We start from the raw sequence: 17,396 nt of genomic DNA, 5'->3' as shown, positions 1-17,396 counted from the left end.
GCTCGGTTTTTAGTTGTCAGTTAACGCGTATCTATCAGTTAACAGGTCGGGCAAAAAAAGGTCCTGGCGCCTGCCCTTGCAGGACGCACAGGACTAACGAGGGTTTCGTTCTATTGAGCCGCAACCGGGGCAGGGGCTTCGTTCACGGCCTTGGGTTCTTCCCCGGCCATGCGCGCTGCCTCTTCTTCAATACGGTAGGCCGGCATCTGGCCGTAATCTTCGAACATCCATTTGAAGAAGCCGTAGATCTTCACCAGCAGGATCACCATGAACGGGATCGCGGTCAGCACTACGGCGGTCTTCATGGTCGACAGCGATGCCTTGGCAAACAGCATGGCCAGCGGCACCAGAGTCAGCACCACACACCAGAACAGGCGGTGGGTTGGCGTCGGGTCGTCACCTTCACGCAGGTTGCGGGTGCTGGTGGCGGCTACGGCATAGGCCGCGGCGTCCATGTGCGAGGCACAGAAGATCGCCATGATGAACAGGTACACACCCAGGAACACCTGGCCCCATGGCAGTGCCAGCAGCAGGTGGGTCACGGCCGATTCGCCGCCTTGCTCGCTGAGCATTTTCGGCACGTCCACGGCACCGGTAATGAACTGGTGCATGCTGTAGCTTTCCAGCGCGCCGAAGAAGAACCAGCAACCGAAGCTACCGCCCAGCAGCAGGGCCAGGACCACTTCCTTGATTTGCCGGCCACGCGAAACGCGGGTCACGAACATGGCCACGCCAGGTGCGTAAGACACCCACCACAGCCAGTAGAACACCGTCCAGTTGCGGGTGAAGGCACCGTCGCCCGCCGGGTCGGTGAACAGGCTCATGTGCACGTAGTTCTGGATCATCAGGCCAATCGAGTTGGCCGTGTTGTTGATGGTGAACTGGGTCGGGCCGACCAGCAGCACCACGCCGGCAAACACCAGTGCGCCGATGCAGACCATCTTGCTCAGGCGTTGCAGGCCACCGTCGATACCGATGTAAGAGCTGAGCGAGAACATGATCGCCACGGCGCCAATCACCATCAGTTGCACGGTGAAGGTGTCGGGGGTGCCGGTCAGGTCATGCAGGCCACGGGTCAGGGTCGAGGCGGTGAGGGCAAGGGAAACGGTCAGGGCGCCCATCATGGTCAGCAGGAAGATCAGGTCGACGGTGCGACCGACCGGGCCGGTGGCTTTGAAACCGGTGACGGCTTCAACGATCGAGGCCAGGTTCAGGCCGCTCTTCTTGCGCACGTGGAAATGGTAGGCCATGGCCAGGGAGGCCAGGGCATAGATCGACCAGGCGCTCACACCCCAGTGGAAGAACGAGTAGCTGATGCTGTACTCGAGGGCTTTAGGGGTAGCGGCGGCGATGTTCAGGCCAGGGGTCTGGTAGTAGTAGGCCCACTCCATGACGCCCCAGTAGAGGGTCGAGGAGCCCATACCGGCACAGATAAACATGAACACCCAAGTCGCTGTCGCGTACTCGGGTTTGCCACTGCCCAGGCGGATATTGCCGTACTTGCTGAAGGCCAGGTACAGCACGGCCAGCGAGCTACCGAACACCAATACCTGGACACTGGTACCGAAGGTGCGGGTGGACAGCTCGAACAACTGGTTGGCGGCGCTTTCAGCTTCGCTGGGGAAGGCTGCAAGGCCAATTACGGTGAGTAGCACGGCAATCAAACTCACAGTAATCAGGAACACATCAATCTTTTTATTTTTGTGCGACATCATCGTCTCCTGGACGTTGGCGTACTTATCTATACCCGGCAGGCATTCCGGGGTGTTGCGGTGCTGCTCCTTCCCTGGGTTGTTAACTAAAGGTTAACGTGAATCTTTGGGTTAACAGATTCTGCATTCAATCCACGCCGCTCGCAAGAGGGTGGGGCCGCTTTGTCTGACAATTCTGACAATTGGCCCCACTCAATCAGCCTTTGATCAACGCGGTGATCGCCTGGCCGACCTGCTGGGTCGACTGCTGGCCGCCCATGTCGCGGGTGGTCTGGCCGGCGGCGATGACCTGCTCGATGGCCTTGAGGATGTCATCGTGGGCGGCGCGGTAGCGTGGGTCGGCGCCGTCGTTGCCGAGGAAGTCGAGCATCAGGGCGCCGGACCAGATCATCGCGATCGGGTTGGCGATGTTCTTGCCGAAAATGTCCGGGGCCGAACCGTGTACCGGTTCGAACAGCGACGGGAACTTGCGCTCGGGGTTGAGGTTGGCCGACGGCGCGATGCCGATGGTGCCGGCGCAGGCCGGGCCGAGGTCGGAGAGGATGTCGCCGAACAGGTTCGAGGCCACCACCACGTCGAAGCGGTCGGGCTGCAGTACGAAGCGGGCACAGAGGATATCAATGTGCTGCTTGTCCCAGCTGATTTCCGGATAATTGGCAGCCATGGCGGCGGTGCGCTCGTCCCAGTAAGGCATGCTCACGGCCATGCCGTTGGACTTGGTCGCCGAAGTAACGTGTTTGCGCTCGCGGGTCTGGGCGACGTCGAAGGCGTACTTGAGGATGCGGTCCACACCACGGCGGGTGAACACCGACTCCTGCAGGACGAACTCGTTCTCGGTGCCTTCGAACATGCGACCGCCCAGGGACGAGTATTCACCCTCGGTGTTTTCGCGGATCACCACGAAGTCGATGTCGCCCGGTTCGCGACCGGCCAGCGGGCACGGTACGCCAGGGAACAGGCGCACCGGACGGATGTTCACGTACTGGTCGAAGTCGCGGCGGAACTTGAGCAGCGAGCCCCACAGCGAGATGTGGTCCGGCACCTTGTCTGGCCAGCCGACCGCACCGAAGTACAGCGCGTCAAAATCCTTGAGTTGTTCGAACCAGTCGTCCGGCATCATCTTGCCGTGGGCCAGGTAGTAGTCGCAGCTGGCCCACTCGAAGAATTCGAAGCTGATGTCCAGGCCGTGCTTGCGCGCCGCCGCTTCGACCACGCGGATACCTTCGGGGAGAACTTCGATGCCGATGCCGTCACCCGGGATGGCGGCGATTTTGAAAGTCTTGCTCATGGGGCGCACTCGTTGTCTAGGGAACAGGTGCTGGCCATGCTATAAGGGCTTTATTCAGAGATAATCTCGCCATTCATAGATTCTTAGTGCACGAAACGTGAATAATTTTCCGAGCCTCGACGACCTCAACATCTTTCTCCAGGTGGCCAAGCGCGCCAGTTTTGCGGCGGTGGCCGATGAGCTGGGCATGTCCGCCGCGTTCATCAGCAAGCGCATCCGCGTACTCGAACAAACCCTGGAGGTGCGCCTGCTGCACCGCACCACCCGACGGGTGACAGTGAGCGAGGAGGGTGAGCGGGTGTACCAATGGGCCCAGCAGATTTTCGACGCGGTGCAGCGCATGGGCGACGACATCAGCGCCCAACATCGCGAACCGACGGGCCAGCTGCGCATCGCCAGCAGCCTGGGCCTGGGGCGGCGTTTCGTTGCCCCGGCCCTGTCGGAGCTGGCCGAGCGTTTTCCGCGCCTGGACATCAGGCTGGATGTGCATGACAGGCTGGTCGATCTGATCGAAGAGGGCGTTGACCTCGACATTCGTGTGGGTAACGCGATTGCGCCCAACCTGATCGCCAAGCCCCTGGCCAAAAACCGCCGGGTACTGTGCGCCGCACCGGCGTACCTGGCGCGACGTGGCACGCCCAAAGCGCTGGCCGAGCTGGCCAGCCACGATTGCCTGGTGATCAAGGAACGTGACCATCCGTTCGGCATCTGGCAGCTGGAGGGGCCCCAGGGCGAAGAAAGCGTGCGGGTGACCGGCAACCTGTCGAGCAACCATGGCGAAGTGGCGCACCACTGGTGCCTGGATGGACGGGGGATTCTGCTGCGCTCGTGGTGGGATGTGCACGACAGCCTGGCGGAGGGGCGGCTGGTCCAGGTGCTGGGCGATTACCATCAGCCAGCGGACATCTGGGCGGTATACACCTCGCCCCTGGCCAGTTCAGCCAAGGTGCGGGTGGCGGTGGAGTTTTTCCGTCAGTACTTTGCCGAGCGTTACAGCTTGCCGGCCCTGGGCTGACCCCGGGGCTCAGCCCTGCTGCGTTTTGGCGCGCGGTTTACGCGGGGTTTTCGTCGCTGTCGCGCTGCGCTTGCGTTTCTTTTTCCATGGCGCGCCGCCACGCCCGGCCGGCGTCGCCGGACCGCTGATGGTCAGCTGCAGGCCCGCACAGCGCTCCACTTGCTTGCTCATCCAGGCCGATTGTTTGGCAACGAAAGTTTCAAGGCTCATCTCGCCGCTCTGGACCATGTCCAGCGCCTGTTCCCAGATCGCTGTGGTGCCTGGGTCGGCGATGGCTCGGGGTACGGCATCGATCAGGCTGAAGGCGGCCGGCGTGGCGCTGAGCGCCTTGCCCTGTTTGATCAGGTAGCCGCGATCGAGCAGGCCTTGAATGATGCCGGCACGCGTGGCTTCGGTGCCGATGCCGGTGGTTTCCTTGAGCTTCTGCTTCAGGCGCGGGTCGTCCACCAGCTTGGCGACGTTTTTCATGGCCTTGATCAGGTCGCCTTCGGTAAACGGCTTGGGCGGCTGGGTCCACAGGTCCTTGAGGTTGACCTCGGCCACCTGGCAGTCCTGGCCCTGATGCAAGGCCGGCAGCACCTGGGCAACGGGTGCTTCGCGGCCTTTGCCCGGGGTCAGGGCTTCGGGCAGGGCGCGGCGCCAGCCAGGTTCGACGATCTGCTTGCCGACGGCTCGCAAGGCCTGGCCGGCGCAGTCGAAGTCGGCCTGGGTGCGGTCATACTCGTGATTGGGCAGGAACTGCGCCAGGTAGCGGGCGCGAATCAGGGTATACACCGCCTTGTACTTGGGCGGCAGGCGAGAAGGGTCGCTGGCGGCGGCCGTGGGAATGATGCCGTGGTGGGCGCTGACCTTGGCGTCGTTCCAGGCCCGTGATTTGCGCTGGGCCTGCAGGTGCGGTTGCAGGGGCGCAAGGCCGGAGTCGGCACGCAGCAACGCAGCCAGAGTGCCTGGGGCCTCGGCGTGCTGGCTGACCGGCAGGTAGCCGCAATCGCTGCGTGGGTAGGTAATGAGCTTGTGGGTTTCGTACAGCGCCTGGGCGATGTCGAGGGTTTCCTGGGCGCCCAGGCCGAATTTTTTCGAGCACAGTTCCTGCAAGGTGCCGAGGTCGAAGGGCAACGGTGCCGCTTCGCGTACGCGCTCGGTAGCCACCTTGACCACCTGGGCGCTGTGGGCGTTGCCGATGGCCGCCGCTGCGTCCTGTGCCAGTGCCTGATTAAGGCAGCGGCCCTGGTCGTCGCAGGCATCTTCGCTGGCCCGCCATTGCGCGGTGAACCGGGTGCCGGCGCTGTCGAGCAGTACGTCAATGGCCCAGAACGCCACCGGTACGAAGTTGGCGATGCTGCGGTCGCGGTCGACCACCAGGCGCAAGGTCGGGGTTTGCACCCTGCCCACCGGCAGCACGCCCTGATAACCGGACTGCCGGCCCAGCAAGGTAAAGAGTCGGCTCATGTTCATGCCGATCAGCCAGTCGGCCCGTGAACGGCCCAGGGCCGAGTGATACAGGCTGAAGGTTTCGTTGCCTGGCTTGAGTGCGGCGAGGGCCTTGCGGATCGAGGCATCGTCCAGTGCCGACAGCCACAGGCGCTGGATCGGCCCGCGGTAGCGGCAGTGTTCGACCAGCTCACGGGCGATCATTTCGCCTTCGCGGTCGGCGTCGGTGGCGATCACCAGCTCGCTGGCCTCGCCGAGCAGGCGTTTGACGGCCTTGAACTGGCTGGCGGTTTTCGGCTTGACCAGCATCTTCCATTGGCTCGGAATGATCGGCAGGTCAGCCAGCACCCAGCGCTTGTAGCGGGCATCGTAGCTATCGGGCGGGGCGGTTTCGAGCAAGTGGCCGATGCACCAGGTCACAGTCACATTGCTGCCCACCCAGCAGCCATCACCGCGGCGGTTGGCGCCGAGGACCTTGGCAATATCCTTGGCCTGGGAAGGCTTTTCGCAGAGAAACAGGCGCATGCCGGCGGGGTGTCATTCTATGGCTGGGGTGGGCCATAGCATGCGCAGGATTGACAGGGCTGGCAAGTTTTATCTGTATAGATATACAGCTAATGTTGTCTGCTCAGCCCGCCTTGCGCAAAGTCAGGTTGATTCGCAGACTCCCAAGCACCGGGTGCGCACCTGGCTTGAGCGGCAGCACACCATGAAAACGCAAACGGTCTTCGCCGCCCCACACCAGCACATCGCCGTGGCGCAGGCCGATACGCTGGGTGGGCTCGTTTCGCCGGTGTCCGCCGAGCAGGAACACCGCCGGCAAACCGAGCGATACCGACACGATCGGCTGGCTGAAGTCTTGCTCGTCGCGGTCCTGATGCAGGCTCAGGCGGTTACCGGGGCGATAGCAGTTGACCAGGCAGGCGTCGGGGCTGAAGTCGGCAAACCCCGCCAGGGCTGCCGCGTGTCCGGCCAGGTCGAGCAATACCTCCGGCATTGCCGGCCATGGTCGGTTGCTCAGCGGATCGACCGGGCTGTAGCGGTAACCCTGACGGTCACTGACCCAGCCCAGTGCGCCACAGTTGGTAAGCCCTACGGCCATTTTAAGACCGCCGGGTGTGAGCATATGGCGAAATGGCGCCGAGGCCACCACCTGGCGCAGGGCCGGCAACATCGCCTCAACCTGAGGCAGGGCAAAGCCCGGCAGCAGCACCGCGTGTGGGCCGACCCATTGCGGTTGCTGCGGGCTTTGAGGATCGAACAGGTCCAGTTCGGTTTGCATCGTAAACAGCCATTAATGAAGCGGGCAGGGGAAAGACGCTTTATGATAAGACCCTTTGCCGGGCCCGCGTCACCCTGTACGTTGCGCTTGAACCCCCGCATCGCGGCACTTCAGCGCCCTTGAAAGAAAAAAATAAACTTTTTGAATTCAAGGGGTTGCCAGCTCAATCGAATGAGTCCATAATTGCGTCCATCGAAAACGAGGCAGCTGAAAAGCTTAGCGTTTTCAAGGAGATAGCGGTTTTATCGAGTTGTTTCCTTAAAGAGTTGTATATGTTTGAGATTGCTGTTTAGAGGATCTCGGGCATTTGAGGCCGAGTAGCAAAGTGGTTATGCTCCGGATTGCAAATCCGTCTACGCCGGTTCGATTCCGACCTCGGCCTCCATTATTGAAAGCCCCGCAGATTAACGTCTGCGGGGTTTTTCTTTGCGTGCTCGAAAAGCGCGGAGTTCCAATACTTTCCATATTGACCAACCGTTGAGCCCAGCCATTGCGCTGGGCTTTTTGCATCCGGAGCGCTCAGTGACCTCTAAACCACGCTACCTGACGGCAGGTACTCTTTCGAGTGCGTCGGGCCAAGCAGCTATCGATTTTGAGGCGGGCGCTATTGTCAACAAGTACGCAGCGGCAGGAAGAGTTCGTCAGGGTTACGTGACTCCATATTCATTTTTGCGCACGCGGCATCTGCCGTCGCCTTGGCTGTATAGCTTGGCTTGAGGCGTAATTTTTCCTGGTTGTCGTAGATGTCGAATCCTCCCGGCACCGTGTTGGCGTAGAAGCGAGCGCCTGATCGGAAAGATTCTTCTTCAATCGGAACGGCCGGAATAGTAACGAATCGCTTTTGCATTTTTCGTGCCTCCCCAGGCAGATATAGACTTTAGTAGTAGTCGTCTGTTTCGTAGGCTGCAAGAAAGCATTGAGCGAAGTGACCGGTGGCGTTGAGATGGCGCAGGAGGAGGCGAGCGCCCATGCAAGGTCGTAGGGGCAGAGAAGTTACTTTAAATTCTCTACTAGCCAGCCAGTGCCGTTCCAGGTTGCAGCGAGAATTGAAACACCAATCACGCTTATAAGAACCCGTTTTCCTAACCCTTCATCTTTACTAAAGATGACCAAGGTGCAGCCGATTCCAATAATGGAAAGAAACAGTACCCCTATTACCAAAACTGCCCAGATCATGGTTACTCCTGTATGTTCAATGGTTGCGGCTTGAGCGTGGCCCGCACTGGGAGGCGCGCCAATTTAGCAGACTTCTATCTTTTGGGTCAGGCGGCGAAAGCAGGAGCACCTGCCCAGGTAGCCGGTCTTACCTGTACTGCCGCCTCTACTTTCTGATTTTGAAGGCGTGGGCATTAAGTCGGCAATGGAATTGGCAAAGGCTGATGCTGGATGCTGCCACCAGGCTCGACCAGCTGTGGATGGTCACGTGCAGCTGATTTTTGGCGGTCGGCAGGGCGCCGGGAGAGGGATTGTAATGCTTCGCGATATTTGCGTGACTCCACGCGACCGTTAGTAGCAATACGTACCTCGACGTACCCTGTCTTTCCCTGCTGACAAAAAAACTTCACATTGGAAGATTAGAACTTGGACGCCCTGAAATTTATAAAAGAAAAAGCTAACGTGCTCAAAGAGGGCGCAGGCAAAAAGACAGATGAGCTCATTGAGAAGGCAGCTGAGCTCAGGAAAGAGTACGATGAAAACCAGCGCCGGAAACTGGAAGACTGGGTGTATAAAAAGGAAGAAGAGCTAAAAAACCTTGAGCAATCGCTGAAGGAGCGCGAAAAAATAATCGCCACTAAAGAGCTAAAACTCAAGGCTAAGTTTTTCATCCGCTTCATTGGGGTTATCGCAGTATTATCTGTGCTCGGGGTGGTTGTGCTCTTATATACCATTGTGAAAGATATGCCTCACGGAAATCCCCCATCCCATTTTACGCCGGCCTCCGAACTCGTTGATGATAAGGGCTTGTCGTCCACGTCAACCTCAACCTCACCCTCCACTCCGAGAGAAAGAGACGCGTACAGCACCTTCAGCGACATTGATGCCGATAACCCTAATTTTGACGTTGGAGGCTATTGCTTGGAGAAGGAGAAGCACGGGAACATTACCTTCGAAGAGTGTCTAGGTATTGCAACTGCCAGGATTATCAAAGGAAAAAACTAGGCCGCCGTAGCGCTTACGCGCACACAAGCACGCACGCGCGCTCGAAAAAAACTGATCATTTCTGCATAAAAGGCCTGGTTGAATCTGCTTCCCTCTGCGCGCGCGGCGCCTGGCGGCTATATTCAGTTGGGGCGGGATCAAGGAAGGGGCGCGCTATGGATAAGGCATTTCGAAATGGTGTTTTTGTGGTCGGGGTTATGCTGCTGATGGTCGGGGCCGGTGTAACGCTGAATTTCATTTTGCGAGAAAAAAGTAATGATGCCCCGGTGGTCATCCTTTTGATCATTGGTGCCGTTATGGTTGTAGCAGGCTGGAAACAGAGTCAGAAAGAGTAGTCCGCCCAAGCCTTTTGCTTGGCGGCCCTCGTTCCGCCTGCTGAATAGCGTTACCCTTTTGCCGGGTCGTATCAACACGGAAAGTCATATGCTCAAACGTTCTACCGCACTTGTCGTTGTGACGATGGCGCTGTCTGCATGCCAGCCGAAATGGAAGCCGATGACAGAAGAAGAGGCCAGGCAGCAGCGGGAATTTGCTGAAGCACTTTGGGCCAAAGATAGCGCTAAATATCCCAGCCTCGAAGAATGGCTCAATGATCAGGTCAGCCCCAGTCGTTCAGCAGAGCAAAATGTGGTGAAACTGATGTCTCAATCACTTGAACGCTGCCTGAACGGGCGCGCCGACACGTCTCCAGTCGGCTGCAGCAAGCGCTCGATGCCCATCGTCGACAGCTATTACTTCGACCATTACTACACATCGAGCAAGAAGCCACCGGCGGGCTACCTGACTGTTAGCCATGCTTATTTGAAGTGGACGTCGGCCATGGAAGCGATTGCGCTTCCGGCTTCCCGGGATGTGGTTTCTGAGCGTGCACTGCAAGCGCGTGAGGCAATTCAGCGAGCATCCTTCCCCGGGTTATAAAATCAGTTGATGTTGGCCGGTTCAGCTTGAGCGGCTGTTCCCAGGCGGGCGTCATCCGTCAGGCTATGAAGCTCGGCACGCACAGCTGCAGGAATGGGCACGGACACGTTACTGGACCGCTCGACGTACACATAAACAATATGCGCGACCGCTGAGGCGTGCACATCGTCACCCCGAAACAGTGCCACTTCATAACGCGCACTGCTGTTGCCCAAATGGGATATCCGTACGCCAACTGCAATCCGCCCGGGAAACTCGATAGGGGAGAAGTAGGTGCAGCCTGAGTTCACGATCAGCCCGATCACCGGGCTGCCGGTGATATCCAGCGTGCCGCGGGCTACCAGGAACTCACTGATTGCCGCTTCGCAATAGGAGTAATACACGACGTTATTAACGTGTCCGTAAGGGTCTTGATCACCCCAGCGTGTTGTTACTTCGGTGAAGTACTTGAATTCTGCCCGGCTGGCGGGTGTGGCGCGGTTGCTCATAGTGTTTCCTGAGGGCGGGAGCGAATGCCGGGCCACTTTAGCAGCGGCTATTCCCGCCAGACCCTCTCCAAGAGAGGGGGCGAGTTCGGCTGTTCAGGTTAGTGCGAGGCTATCGACTGCTTTTCCGGTCTCTGGATCGCTCATGGTCGACCGCTGGAAAAGGCCGGTACTCACCAGGTCGTCGATCACAGCGGCAACCACTTGTTTTGTGTCAGGTGTTTTGGCATAGCGCGTGCGAAGCAGGAAGTCCAGAGAGTGGGTTTTTACTTCCGCAAGCCCTTTGTGGATTCCACCAATGACCTTCTCCCGCACACCTTCCTGATTGAACGCATCAACGAGGCGGCCAACATAAAATCCGGCCTGACTTCCGCCATGCGGCAGGTTGATCCATTGCAGGTCCGCAGGCGATTCAGGTACTTCAGTGTTGCGCGCTTCCAAGGCTTTCTCCAATTGATTCATTGTTGAGTTGATTGAGTTGATTGAGTTGATTGAGTGTGGGATATAGGTGGGCTCAACGGACTTGCTGGTGATTTTTTGCAAGTTCGACTGCTGCGGTAATGGCAGCTCGGGCTTGAGGGCTGTTCTTCCAGCAGGTCGAACCTAATGCGGCAGCTGCTTGCCCCAGGATGTCACTGACATTCGACCTGGCAAGTTCCTGCAGCGATTCAATACCCATTTGCTCAAGCCGTGTAATCACCGTCGGCCCTACGCCCTTGAGGGCTAGCAGCGCGGTGCGCTCCTTCGATGGAAATGGCACGTGTGAACTCCTTTTCAACGCAATGATGCTCTGGAAGATAGCCTTAAGTTCAAGTTCGCTTCAACAAGGCCGTTGATGGCTGGCGTGCCACACAAAGTCTGGCCTTTGTGGTGCTGCCGGACTCCTGTTGCTGGTCAAGGGTCAAAATGCCATCATTTGAATGCTCCTGCGGCAGCATGACGGTCCAGTGCTGGCTGACAGACGCGGCGGGCTTAAACCAGGTAATTAAGGAAGCATGATGAGCATCGTAACGGTCAGAACAAAGGAAGAGCTGGCAACAGCCAGGCAGTCAGGCGTAGAGCGGATTGTCGTACAAGGCGAGCTTGCTGAAAAAGTGAAAAGGTCGAAGAAAATTGCGCTGGCCGGCTCAGTCACCCTCGGCACATTAGCCGTTGCGCTTGCCGCCATGCCCCTGACCGGCGGTCTGTCGATGTTCGCCGCGGCGCCGGTTGCCGCACTCACCGGGCTTGAAATTGCCGCCATCATCGCCGCGGCGTCTGTGGGCCTGGCGCTGATCATTGCGCTGTTCAAAGACTATGAAGAAGTTTCCTATGACGCCGGGAAGCTGGTGCTCAAAAAGCGGCAGTCATGATTGCGTGCCAGCTGGGCTACCCCGCAGATTAACGTCTACGGGGCATTTGTAGGGAGCTGCAAAGGCCAGCGTTGTGGGCAGGGTCGAAGTGCCAGGCTAGCTCGGTATCAAGCAAGCTGCATCAGTTTCCGGGACGCAGCTGTGTTCAGCGTTCATGCGCTCGCAGTGAGTAATGGCTTCTTCTTTAACGGGATAGCTGGGTTTAAGCCGGATTTTTTCCTGGTTATCGTAAATGTCGAATCCTCCCGGCACTGTGGTTGCATAGTACCGGGCGCCTGCGCGGAAGGACTCCTGCTCGATTGGCACCGCCGGAACAATAACGAATCTTGGTTGCATTTTTGCGCCTCCCCAGGCAGACATGTAACTATTAGTCATCGATTTGCCTTGCTGCAACCAGGCGATGAGGGAAACGACAGGAGGTAGAAAAAGCCGCGTCATGGCGTGGCGGTACTCATCAGCAGATGATTCTTGTTAAGCATCCAGGTTTTTATTTCAATTGATAATGAAAACTGTTCTCATGGCTTTCACTCTCCTGTAATCTTGCCGGCGCTTTGGCGGCAACCCGCATTGCTGCCTGTTTAACGGCCAGTTGGGGATGGAGATGGAAGACAGAAAAGGGGCTGTTGCAATACTGCAATGGCGCGCAACGTTCCTTGGCGAGGGAGTTTTGCAGGAAGAAGCGTACGACCAGGCATTGATGGCCGCAGACCGTCTGGAGCAATCGGGCGCGGTCAGCGCTGGCGAATGGCTGCAGATGGTGCGTCAGGCCAATGCTGCGTTGTTGCACCAGCCCTGAACGCGACTCAACCCAGCACCCACACCAGCATCGACAGGGCCAACGCCAGCAGCGTGCCCAGCACGGCGGCGTATTCGATCTTCGAATGCTGGGCATGCACACGCACGTCCTCAAGGTACTCGGACTGAGCGGGGGCATGCGCGTAATGACGCAAATCTTCGGTCATGCTCTGCAGGCGAGCATCGACAATGGCCCCGACGGCATAGAATGAAGCGATGTAGCTGGTGAGGACGATCAGCAGATACTTCATGGTGGCTCCCTGGCGTTGACGATTTTGAATCCCTGGCTTATACAAGCGTCCCTTTTGCCAAACGCGCTGCCACAGGTACTGATGATGCATGACGAGCCGGACATTCACGAACCTGAACACGACCACCTGCTCGATCATGAGTTCTATGACCTTGACCCCGCCCAGCAGGACGAAGTCGACCCGCTGTTCGACCCGCAGGACGATGAGTCGGCCGACACCCTGGATGAAATGGATTGGGACGAGGGTGTCGATCCGCTTGACGACTGCTAGGCCGAGCGCCGGTTTATCGGCCGTCCGCCGAGAATCTGCCAGCGCCGGTCACTGACAGCAACAGCAAGCCGCCGCAAATACTCAGGTTCTTGAAAAACTGCACACTGTTGGCGGCGCGGGCCGCCTCATCGGTCATGGTCCAGAACGGGTGGCCAATCAGCGCCGTGCCGATCACGAACAAGGCGAACAGAAACGCCAGTGGCCGGGTGTAGAAGCCGATGATCAGCAAGATGGCGACAAAAAACTCCATGATCACGGCGACTCCGGCTGCCACCGTGGGCATGGGTGCGCCCAGCGAAGCCAGGTAGCTGACGGTACCGTCGAAGCCGGTCAGTTTGCTCCAGCCAGACATGACAAACAGGATCATGAGCAGGATACGCGCCAGCAGGATGATCACATCGCGCTGGTTATCGAACAGGGTATAGCGCATGGCCGCCTTCCTTTGTAATGGGGCCATTTCACCATAGCAGCTGGTTATCGTTTTTGCCCCGACGGACGGCGGCAGGCAATAAAAAAGGCGCCTGCAAGGCGCCTTTCAAGAAGATGGTGCGAGTGGCGGGACTCGAACCCGCAAGGCTCACGCCGGCAGATTTTAAGTCTGCTGTGTATACCAATTCCACCACACTCGCACAGGTTTGAAAGGGTCTGGCGACCGGGCGTGTCGTTGGATCGAAGCCCTGGGGAAAATGAGTTTCCGCCGCAATCAAGCGTGCTTTATAACTCATCGTTATATTTGAGTCAACCGCAGCCAAGGCCTTGTAGCCGCCATGGGCTGCGCCTTTGGGGGCTGCGCCCGGCTATTGAACCGGTGCTTTTCATTGGAAATATCGATCTGCTGGAATTGCCAGGCCCGCGGGCTGTCTATGCTTGAATAAGTCTGCGTATTGCGTGGGGGTTGCATGAGTTCTTCTGATCGCCCGGACACCCTGCAAGCCAGTCCTTATGAGCAGTTGGTGCAGGCTGTGGTGGACTACGCCATCTACATGCTCGACCCTCAAGGGCATATCGTCTCCTGGAACGCAGGTGCGCAGCGCATCAAGGGGTGGCGCGCCGAAGAAGTGATAGGCAAGCATTTCTCACTGTTTTTTACCGACCAGGATCGTATCGAAGGCAGACCGGCCATGCTGCTTGAACGGGCCCTCAGGACCGGCGTTGCCCAGGACGAGGGCTGGCGTGTGCGCAAGGATGGTACGCGTTTCTGGGCCTTGGCAGCACTGGATGTGATCCGTTCGCCAGACGGCGAGATCATCGGCCTGGCGAAGATAACCCGGGATATCACCGACCGTCTCGAAGCTGCTCAGCAACTGGATGCCATGCGCGCGCAACTGTTTCAGGCGCAGAAGCTCGACGCCCTCGGCCAGTTGACGGGGGGCATGGCGCACGACTTCAACAATCTGCTGACCATTATCATCGGTTCGGCGAAGCTGGCCCTTGGCAGTCAGGATTCGCTGCGTGTTCATCGTCTGCTGGAACATATTGTTGATGCCGGTGAGCGCGGCGCGCAGATGACGCAACAGTTGCTCAGCTTTGCCCGGCACAAAGTACTGAAGTCAGGGCGGGTGCAACTGTTAGCGTTGATCGAATCGAGTCGTTTGCTGCTGGCGCACGCACTGCCCAAAGGTGTCGAGTTGCAGGTGCAGCTGGGGGAGGGCTTGCAGGATGTCATCGTGGATGGCGGCCAGTTGCAGATGGTACTGGTGAATCTGATCCTCAATGCCCGTGATGCGCTGGAGGGCGAAGGGGTTATTTGTTTGCAGGCATGCAACTGTCAGCTGGCGGGAGAGGTCGAAGACTTGCACGGTGCGTTTGTACGGCTGGACGTCAGCGATGACGGTCGAGGTATCGCCCCGAGTGTATTGCCGCGGATCTTCGAGCCTTTCTTCACCACCAAGGCATTTGGCAAGGGAACTGGATTGGGGTTGAGTCAGGTCTATGGCTTTATCAAGCAGAGCAATGGCGCCGTTACGGTGGCCAGCGTGCAAGGCGAAGGCACGCGTATGACCTTGTATCTGCCGGTTTTTGAGGCAAACACTGCGGCGTCCAATTGAACGGGTGAGCGTATCGTGGAACAACTCAAGCGCCTTGTAAGCGGTATTGATGGTCTGGATGCATTGCTCAAGGGCGGCTTGATTGCCGGTGCGTCCTATATCGTTCAAGGGCCGCCTGGCTCGGGCAAGACTATTTTGGCCAACCAGTTGGCGTTCAATCATGTCGGGCAGGGCGGGCGGGTGCTGGTCGCTACTTTATTGAGCGAGTCGCACGAACGCCTGTTCCAGTACCTCTCTACCCTGAGCTTTTTTGACCCGAACCGGGTCGGCAATCAGATCCAGTTTGTCAGCGCTTTCGATACGCTCGAGCGTGAAGGCCTGGACCCGGTGGTAAAGCTGCTGCGCGGCGAAATCAGTCGCCACCAGGCAACCTTGCTGATTGTCGATGGCTTGTTGACCGCCAGGTCACGGGCAGATACGCCGCTGGACACGAAAAAATTCATTGCCGATCTACAGGGGCATGCAGCGTTTTCCGGTTGCACGGTGCTGTTTCTTACCAGTTCGCGATTGGACGATGGCAGCCCGGAACACACGATGGTCGATGGCGTGATCGAGCTGGGAGAGGTGCTGGTCGGGAGTCGTTCGGTGCGCCGCATCCAGTTACGCAAGACCCGCGGCAGTGGTGCGTTGTCAGGCCTGCATGACTGCGAAATCACCGAGGATGGCCTGCAGGTGTATCCGCGGCTTGAGTCGCTTTACAGCCACCCCAGTGGCAGCGGCAGTGACGAGCAGGGGCGTGTCAGCAGTGGCATCAAGGTGCTTGATGAGTTGCTCGGTGGCGGCTTGCCTGGCGCTTCGGTAACGCTGGTCATGGGCCCCTCGGGGATCGGCAAGACGTCGCTGGGTGTGAGTTTTCTGGCGGCAGCCACGCCGGAGGCGCCCGGGCTGCATTTCGGCTTTTACGAAACACCGCATCGATTACGTCTCAAAGCCAGTGCTTTGGGACACGATTTTGCTGAAATGGAGCGCCATGGTGCGTTGCACATAGGTTGGCAGCCGACCACCGAAGGCGGGCTGGATGAGGTGGGTGCGCGCCTGCTGAGCCAGGTTCAGGCACACGGTATTCGTCGTGTGCTGATCGACAGCCTGGGGGCCTTCACTCGCCTTGCGAGCAACCCGGCGCGGCTGAACGAGTTTTTCCGGGCTTTGACCGGTGAGCTGCGGGCCCGGGATGTGAGTGTCATGGCCACTTGGGAAATGCGCGATATCTTCGGCTCGGAAATCAATGCACCTGCCCCGGACTTGTCGAGCATTGTCGATAACCTGCTGCTGATGCGCTTTGTCGAGCTGGAGTCGGAACTCAAGCGCCTGCTGTCGATCCTCAAGGTGCGTGACAGTTACTACGATCCGGCGCTGCTGGAATTGATCATCAGCGCGCATGGCATCGACCTGCAAAAAGCCTTCACCCAGGCGACAGCCGTGCTCTCTGGCACCCCGTCGCCGGTGCCGGGCGCGTGAACGTGCAGGTGGTACAGTCATGAGCACGATTCTGGTCGTCGACGATGAATACCTGATCGCCAATATTCTCAGTTATGCCCTGGAGGATGAAGGGTATCAGGTGGAAACGGCCAGCAACGGGCAAAAAGCGCTGGATATTCTCAAAGGCAAGCGCGTGGAGCTGGTCATCACCGACTACATGATGCCGCAGTTGAACGGGGAGGAACTGGCAGTGGAAATCCGCAGGCAGCCCCTGTTGCAGACCCTGCCGGTGATACTGATGAGTGGCGCCCAGGCGCATGAAGGACGAGGCAATCCTGACTTGTTCGTGGCGGTATTCGACAAGCCCTTCGACATTCGCGAGATGATAGCCAAGGTCAAGGAGCTGGTCGGCGCGCCCAAATCATCGTGAGGCCATTGCGGCCGGCCGCGAGGCAGACGAGATCAGGGTCAAGCGCATCCGTGCGACTTGAATCGGCGCGCTTCACTCGTGGTGAGTGTCTCCTTTTTCCGGTGCCGGGCTGCCGGCCTGAATGCGCTTGTAGATCTCTTCGCGGTGCACCTGGACATCTTTAGGCGCGTCGATGCCGATCCTCACTTGCATACCTTTAACGCCCAGAATGGTGACTTTGATGTCATCGTTGATGACGATGCTTTCGCCAACCTTGCGGGTGAGTATCAGCATGTATTTCTCCTTGGTAACGTAAGTTGCTGTGCAAACTGTGCTCGCACTAGCCGGGAACCCGCGCTGCGTGTTCCTCTTTTCCTTCATTAAAGACGTTTTCGGCGGATATTAATTCCCCCGAATTCACAATCTGTGCCGAGCCTTTGGTCACAGGTGCCCCACGGGGCAAATGTACGCTGCGATCCCATGATTTCGGCTCACACACGCAAGCATAGGGGGCTTGAGCGAATATGGGAAATTTCTCTGCATGATAGGGGAATTGGGGCC

General features: G+C 58.4%; 23 protein-coding genes and 2 tRNA genes. 11 read left to right on the top strand and 14 right to left on the bottom strand.

Annotated elements, in window-relative coordinates:
* Positions 1-110 precede the first annotated feature (110 nt).
* Together DM813_RS12510 and DM813_RS12505 are read right to left on the bottom strand one after the other, a co-directional pair.
* Entirely contained in the window at positions 111-1,712 is a 1,602-nt protein-coding gene (locus DM813_RS12510; RefSeq protein ID WP_128323705.1) for a BCCT family transporter, read from the bottom strand.
* Between the two features lie 196 nt (positions 1,713-1,908).
* Entirely contained in the window at positions 1,909-3,000 is a 1,092-nt protein-coding gene (locus DM813_RS12505; RefSeq protein ID WP_128323704.1) for a tartrate dehydrogenase, read from the bottom strand.
* 97 nt (positions 3,001-3,097) lie between these two features.
* On the opposite strand from DM813_RS12505, the gene DM813_RS12500 reads away from it, so the two are divergent.
* Entirely contained in the window at positions 3,098-4,015 is a 918-nt protein-coding gene (locus DM813_RS12500) for a LysR substrate-binding domain-containing protein (RefSeq protein ID WP_128323703.1), read from the top strand.
* 9 nt (positions 4,016-4,024) lie between these two features.
* Here the strand turns inward: DM813_RS12500 and DM813_RS12495 are convergent, their stop codons facing one another.
* Entirely contained in the window at positions 4,025-5,971 is a 1,947-nt protein-coding gene (locus DM813_RS12495; RefSeq protein WP_128323702.1) for a DNA topoisomerase III, read from the bottom strand.
* Between the two features lie 103 nt (positions 5,972-6,074).
* Positions 6,075-6,728 carry a DNA oxidative demethylase AlkB gene (gene alkB, locus DM813_RS12490; RefSeq protein ID WP_128323701.1) on the bottom strand — a complete coding sequence of 218 codons (654 nt, stop codon included), beginning with the start codon at positions 6,726-6,728 and terminating at the stop codon, positions 6,075-6,077.
* Between the two features lie 311 nt (positions 6,729-7,039).
* Here alkB and DM813_RS12485 point away from each other — a divergent pair.
* Positions 7,040-7,113, top strand: a tRNA-Cys gene (locus DM813_RS12485).
* A 225-nt stretch (positions 7,114-7,338) separates the two neighbouring features.
* Here the strand turns inward: DM813_RS12485 and DM813_RS12480 are convergent.
* Both DM813_RS12480 and DM813_RS12475 read right to left on the bottom strand, forming a co-directional pair.
* Complete coding sequence (locus tag DM813_RS12480) at positions 7,339-7,575, bottom strand: hypothetical protein (protein ID WP_128323700.1); 237 nt, start codon at positions 7,573-7,575, stop codon at positions 7,339-7,341.
* Between the two features lie 146 nt (positions 7,576-7,721).
* Complete coding sequence (locus DM813_RS12475) at positions 7,722-7,904, bottom strand: hypothetical protein (RefSeq protein ID WP_128323699.1); 183 nt, start codon at positions 7,902-7,904, stop codon at positions 7,722-7,724.
* Between the two features lie 405 nt (positions 7,905-8,309).
* On the opposite strand from DM813_RS12475, the gene DM813_RS12470 reads away from it, so the two are divergent.
* The 3 genes from DM813_RS12470 (at position 8,310) to DM813_RS12460 (ending at position 9,806) form a co-directional block, all read left to right on the top strand.
* Entirely contained in the window at positions 8,310-8,888 is a 579-nt protein-coding gene (locus tag DM813_RS12470) for a hypothetical protein (RefSeq protein ID WP_128323698.1), read from the top strand.
* Between the two features lie 155 nt (positions 8,889-9,043).
* Positions 9,044-9,223, top strand: a complete 180-nt coding sequence (locus tag DM813_RS12465; protein ID WP_128323697.1) for a hypothetical protein — start codon at positions 9,044-9,046, stop codon at positions 9,221-9,223.
* Between the two features lie 88 nt (positions 9,224-9,311).
* Positions 9,312-9,806, top strand: coding sequence for a hypothetical protein (locus DM813_RS12460; RefSeq protein ID WP_128323696.1), 495 nt, complete (start codon positions 9,312-9,314; stop codon positions 9,804-9,806).
* Positions 9,807-9,808: 2 nt separating this feature from the next.
* On the opposite strand, the gene DM813_RS12455 is transcribed toward DM813_RS12460, so the two are convergent.
* The 3 genes from DM813_RS12455 to DM813_RS12445 all read right to left on the bottom strand — a co-directional run bounded on the left by DM813_RS12455 (position 9,809) and on the right by DM813_RS12445 (position 11,051).
* Positions 9,809-10,294 carry an acyl-CoA thioesterase gene (locus DM813_RS12455; RefSeq protein ID WP_128323695.1) on the bottom strand — a complete coding sequence of 162 codons (486 nt, stop codon included), beginning with the start codon at positions 10,292-10,294 and terminating at the stop codon, positions 9,809-9,811.
* A 93-nt stretch (positions 10,295-10,387) separates the two neighbouring features.
* The gene (locus DM813_RS12450; RefSeq protein WP_128323694.1) at positions 10,388-10,834 is read right to left on the bottom strand and encodes a hypothetical protein; all 447 of its coding nucleotides are present in this window, start codon (positions 10,832-10,834) and stop codon (positions 10,388-10,390) included.
* Positions 10,806-11,051, bottom strand: coding sequence for a helix-hairpin-helix domain-containing protein (locus DM813_RS12445; RefSeq protein WP_128323693.1), 246 nt, complete (start codon positions 11,049-11,051; stop codon positions 10,806-10,808). The genes DM813_RS12450 and DM813_RS12445 overlap by 29 nt, the downstream gene beginning before the upstream one ends.
* Before the next feature lie 238 nt (positions 11,052-11,289).
* On the opposite strand from DM813_RS12445, the gene DM813_RS12440 reads away from it, so the two are divergent.
* On the top strand, positions 11,290-11,643 hold the full coding sequence (locus DM813_RS12440; protein WP_128323692.1) for a hypothetical protein: 354 nt from the start codon (positions 11,290-11,292) through the stop codon (positions 11,641-11,643).
* A gap of 96 nt (positions 11,644-11,739) precedes the next feature.
* On the opposite strand, the gene DM813_RS28645 is transcribed toward DM813_RS12440, so the two are convergent.
* Positions 11,740-11,979, bottom strand: coding sequence for a hypothetical protein (locus tag DM813_RS28645; RefSeq protein WP_128323754.1), 240 nt, complete (start codon positions 11,977-11,979; stop codon positions 11,740-11,742).
* A gap of 265 nt (positions 11,980-12,244) precedes the next feature.
* Here DM813_RS28645 and DM813_RS12430 point away from each other — a divergent pair, with 265 nt between their 5' ends.
* Positions 12,245-12,439 (top strand): hypothetical protein, encoded by a 195-nt coding sequence (locus DM813_RS12430; protein ID WP_128323691.1) that lies wholly within the window; start codon positions 12,245-12,247, stop codon positions 12,437-12,439.
* Positions 12,440-12,446: 7 nt separating this feature from the next.
* Here the strand turns inward: DM813_RS12430 and DM813_RS12425 are convergent, their stop codons facing one another.
* Positions 12,447-12,689, bottom strand: coding sequence for a hypothetical protein (locus DM813_RS12425; RefSeq protein WP_128323690.1), 243 nt, complete (start codon positions 12,687-12,689; stop codon positions 12,447-12,449).
* 54 nt (positions 12,690-12,743) lie between these two features.
* Between DM813_RS12425 and DM813_RS12420 the strand changes: the two genes are divergently transcribed.
* Positions 12,744-12,959 (top strand): hypothetical protein, encoded by a 216-nt coding sequence (locus tag DM813_RS12420; protein WP_431311958.1) that lies wholly within the window; start codon positions 12,744-12,746, stop codon positions 12,957-12,959.
* 13 nt (positions 12,960-12,972) lie between these two features.
* Here DM813_RS12420 and DM813_RS12415 read toward each other — a convergent pair whose 3' ends face one another.
* On the bottom strand, positions 12,973-13,389 hold the full coding sequence (locus DM813_RS12415) for a DoxX family protein (protein WP_128323689.1): 417 nt from the start codon (positions 13,387-13,389) through the stop codon (positions 12,973-12,975).
* A gap of 114 nt (positions 13,390-13,503) precedes the next feature.
* Positions 13,504-13,588, bottom strand: a tRNA-Leu gene (locus DM813_RS12410).
* Between the two features lie 270 nt (positions 13,589-13,858).
* Here DM813_RS12410 and DM813_RS12405 point away from each other — a divergent pair.
* Genes DM813_RS12405 through DM813_RS12395 form a run of 3 tightly spaced genes read left to right on the top strand, consistent with a single transcriptional unit; the run spans position 13,859 to position 16,856 of the window.
* Positions 13,859-15,007, top strand: a complete 1,149-nt coding sequence (locus DM813_RS12405) for a two-component system sensor histidine kinase NtrB (protein ID WP_128323688.1) — start codon at positions 13,859-13,861, stop codon at positions 15,005-15,007.
* A gap of 12 nt (positions 15,008-15,019) precedes the next feature.
* Positions 15,020-16,465 (top strand): ATPase domain-containing protein, encoded by a 1,446-nt coding sequence (locus tag DM813_RS12400; RefSeq protein WP_128323687.1) that lies wholly within the window; start codon positions 15,020-15,022, stop codon positions 16,463-16,465.
* Between the two features lie 19 nt (positions 16,466-16,484).
* Positions 16,485-16,856 (top strand): response regulator, encoded by a 372-nt coding sequence (locus DM813_RS12395; RefSeq protein WP_128323686.1) that lies wholly within the window; start codon positions 16,485-16,487, stop codon positions 16,854-16,856.
* 72 nt (positions 16,857-16,928) lie between these two features.
* Here DM813_RS12395 and csrA read toward each other — a convergent pair whose 3' ends face one another.
* Entirely contained in the window at positions 16,929-17,129 is a 201-nt protein-coding gene (gene csrA / locus DM813_RS12390) for a carbon storage regulator CsrA (protein ID WP_128323685.1), read from the bottom strand.
* Between the last annotated feature and the right edge of the window lie 267 nt (positions 17,130-17,396).

The organism is Pseudomonas alkylphenolica (assembly GCF_004025535.1).
In the GTDB taxonomy this organism is placed as follows: domain Bacteria; phylum Pseudomonadota; class Gammaproteobacteria; order Pseudomonadales; family Pseudomonadaceae; genus Aquipseudomonas; species Aquipseudomonas alkylphenolica_A.
This window is presented reverse-complemented; position numbering and strand designations above follow the sequence as displayed.

Coding starts and splice junctions, on each gene's coding strand:
- DM813_RS12510 (WP_128323705.1), bottom strand. CDS start 1,712: ATGTCGCACAAAAATAAAAAGATTGATGTGTTCCTGATTACTGTGAGT.
- DM813_RS12505 (WP_128323704.1), bottom strand. CDS start 3,000: ATGAGCAAGACTTTCAAAATCGCCGCCATCCCGGGTGACGGCATCGGC.
- DM813_RS12495 (WP_128323702.1), bottom strand. CDS start 5,971: ATGCGCCTGTTTCTCTGCGAAAAGCCTTCCCAGGCCAAGGATATTGCC.
- alkB (WP_128323701.1), bottom strand. CDS start 6,728: ATGCAAACCGAACTGGACCTGTTCGATCCTCAAAGCCCGCAGCAACCG.
- DM813_RS12480 (WP_128323700.1), bottom strand. CDS start 7,575: ATGCAAAAGCGATTCGTTACTATTCCGGCCGTTCCGATTGAAGAAGAA.
- DM813_RS12475 (WP_128323699.1), bottom strand. CDS start 7,904: ATGATCTGGGCAGTTTTGGTAATAGGGGTACTGTTTCTTTCCATTATT.
- DM813_RS12465 (WP_128323697.1), top strand. CDS start 9,044: ATGGATAAGGCATTTCGAAATGGTGTTTTTGTGGTCGGGGTTATGCTG.
- DM813_RS12460 (WP_128323696.1), top strand. CDS start 9,312: ATGCTCAAACGTTCTACCGCACTTGTCGTTGTGACGATGGCGCTGTCT.
- DM813_RS12455 (WP_128323695.1), bottom strand. CDS start 10,294: ATGAGCAACCGCGCCACACCCGCCAGCCGGGCAGAATTCAAGTACTTC.
- DM813_RS12440 (WP_128323692.1), top strand. CDS start 11,290: ATGAGCATCGTAACGGTCAGAACAAAGGAAGAGCTGGCAACAGCCAGG.
- DM813_RS28645 (WP_128323754.1), bottom strand. CDS start 11,979: ATGCAACCAAGATTCGTTATTGTTCCGGCGGTGCCAATCGAGCAGGAG.
- DM813_RS12430 (WP_128323691.1), top strand. CDS start 12,245: ATGGAAGACAGAAAAGGGGCTGTTGCAATACTGCAATGGCGCGCAACG.
- DM813_RS12425 (WP_128323690.1), bottom strand. CDS start 12,689: ATGAAGTATCTGCTGATCGTCCTCACCAGCTACATCGCTTCATTCTAT.
- DM813_RS12415 (WP_128323689.1), bottom strand. CDS start 13,389: ATGCGCTATACCCTGTTCGATAACCAGCGCGATGTGATCATCCTGCTG.
- DM813_RS12405 (WP_128323688.1), top strand. CDS start 13,859: ATGAGTTCTTCTGATCGCCCGGACACCCTGCAAGCCAGTCCTTATGAG.
- DM813_RS12395 (WP_128323686.1), top strand. CDS start 16,485: ATGAGCACGATTCTGGTCGTCGACGATGAATACCTGATCGCCAATATT.
- csrA (WP_128323685.1), bottom strand. CDS start 17,129: ATGCTGATACTCACCCGCAAGGTTGGCGAAAGCATCGTCATCAACGAT.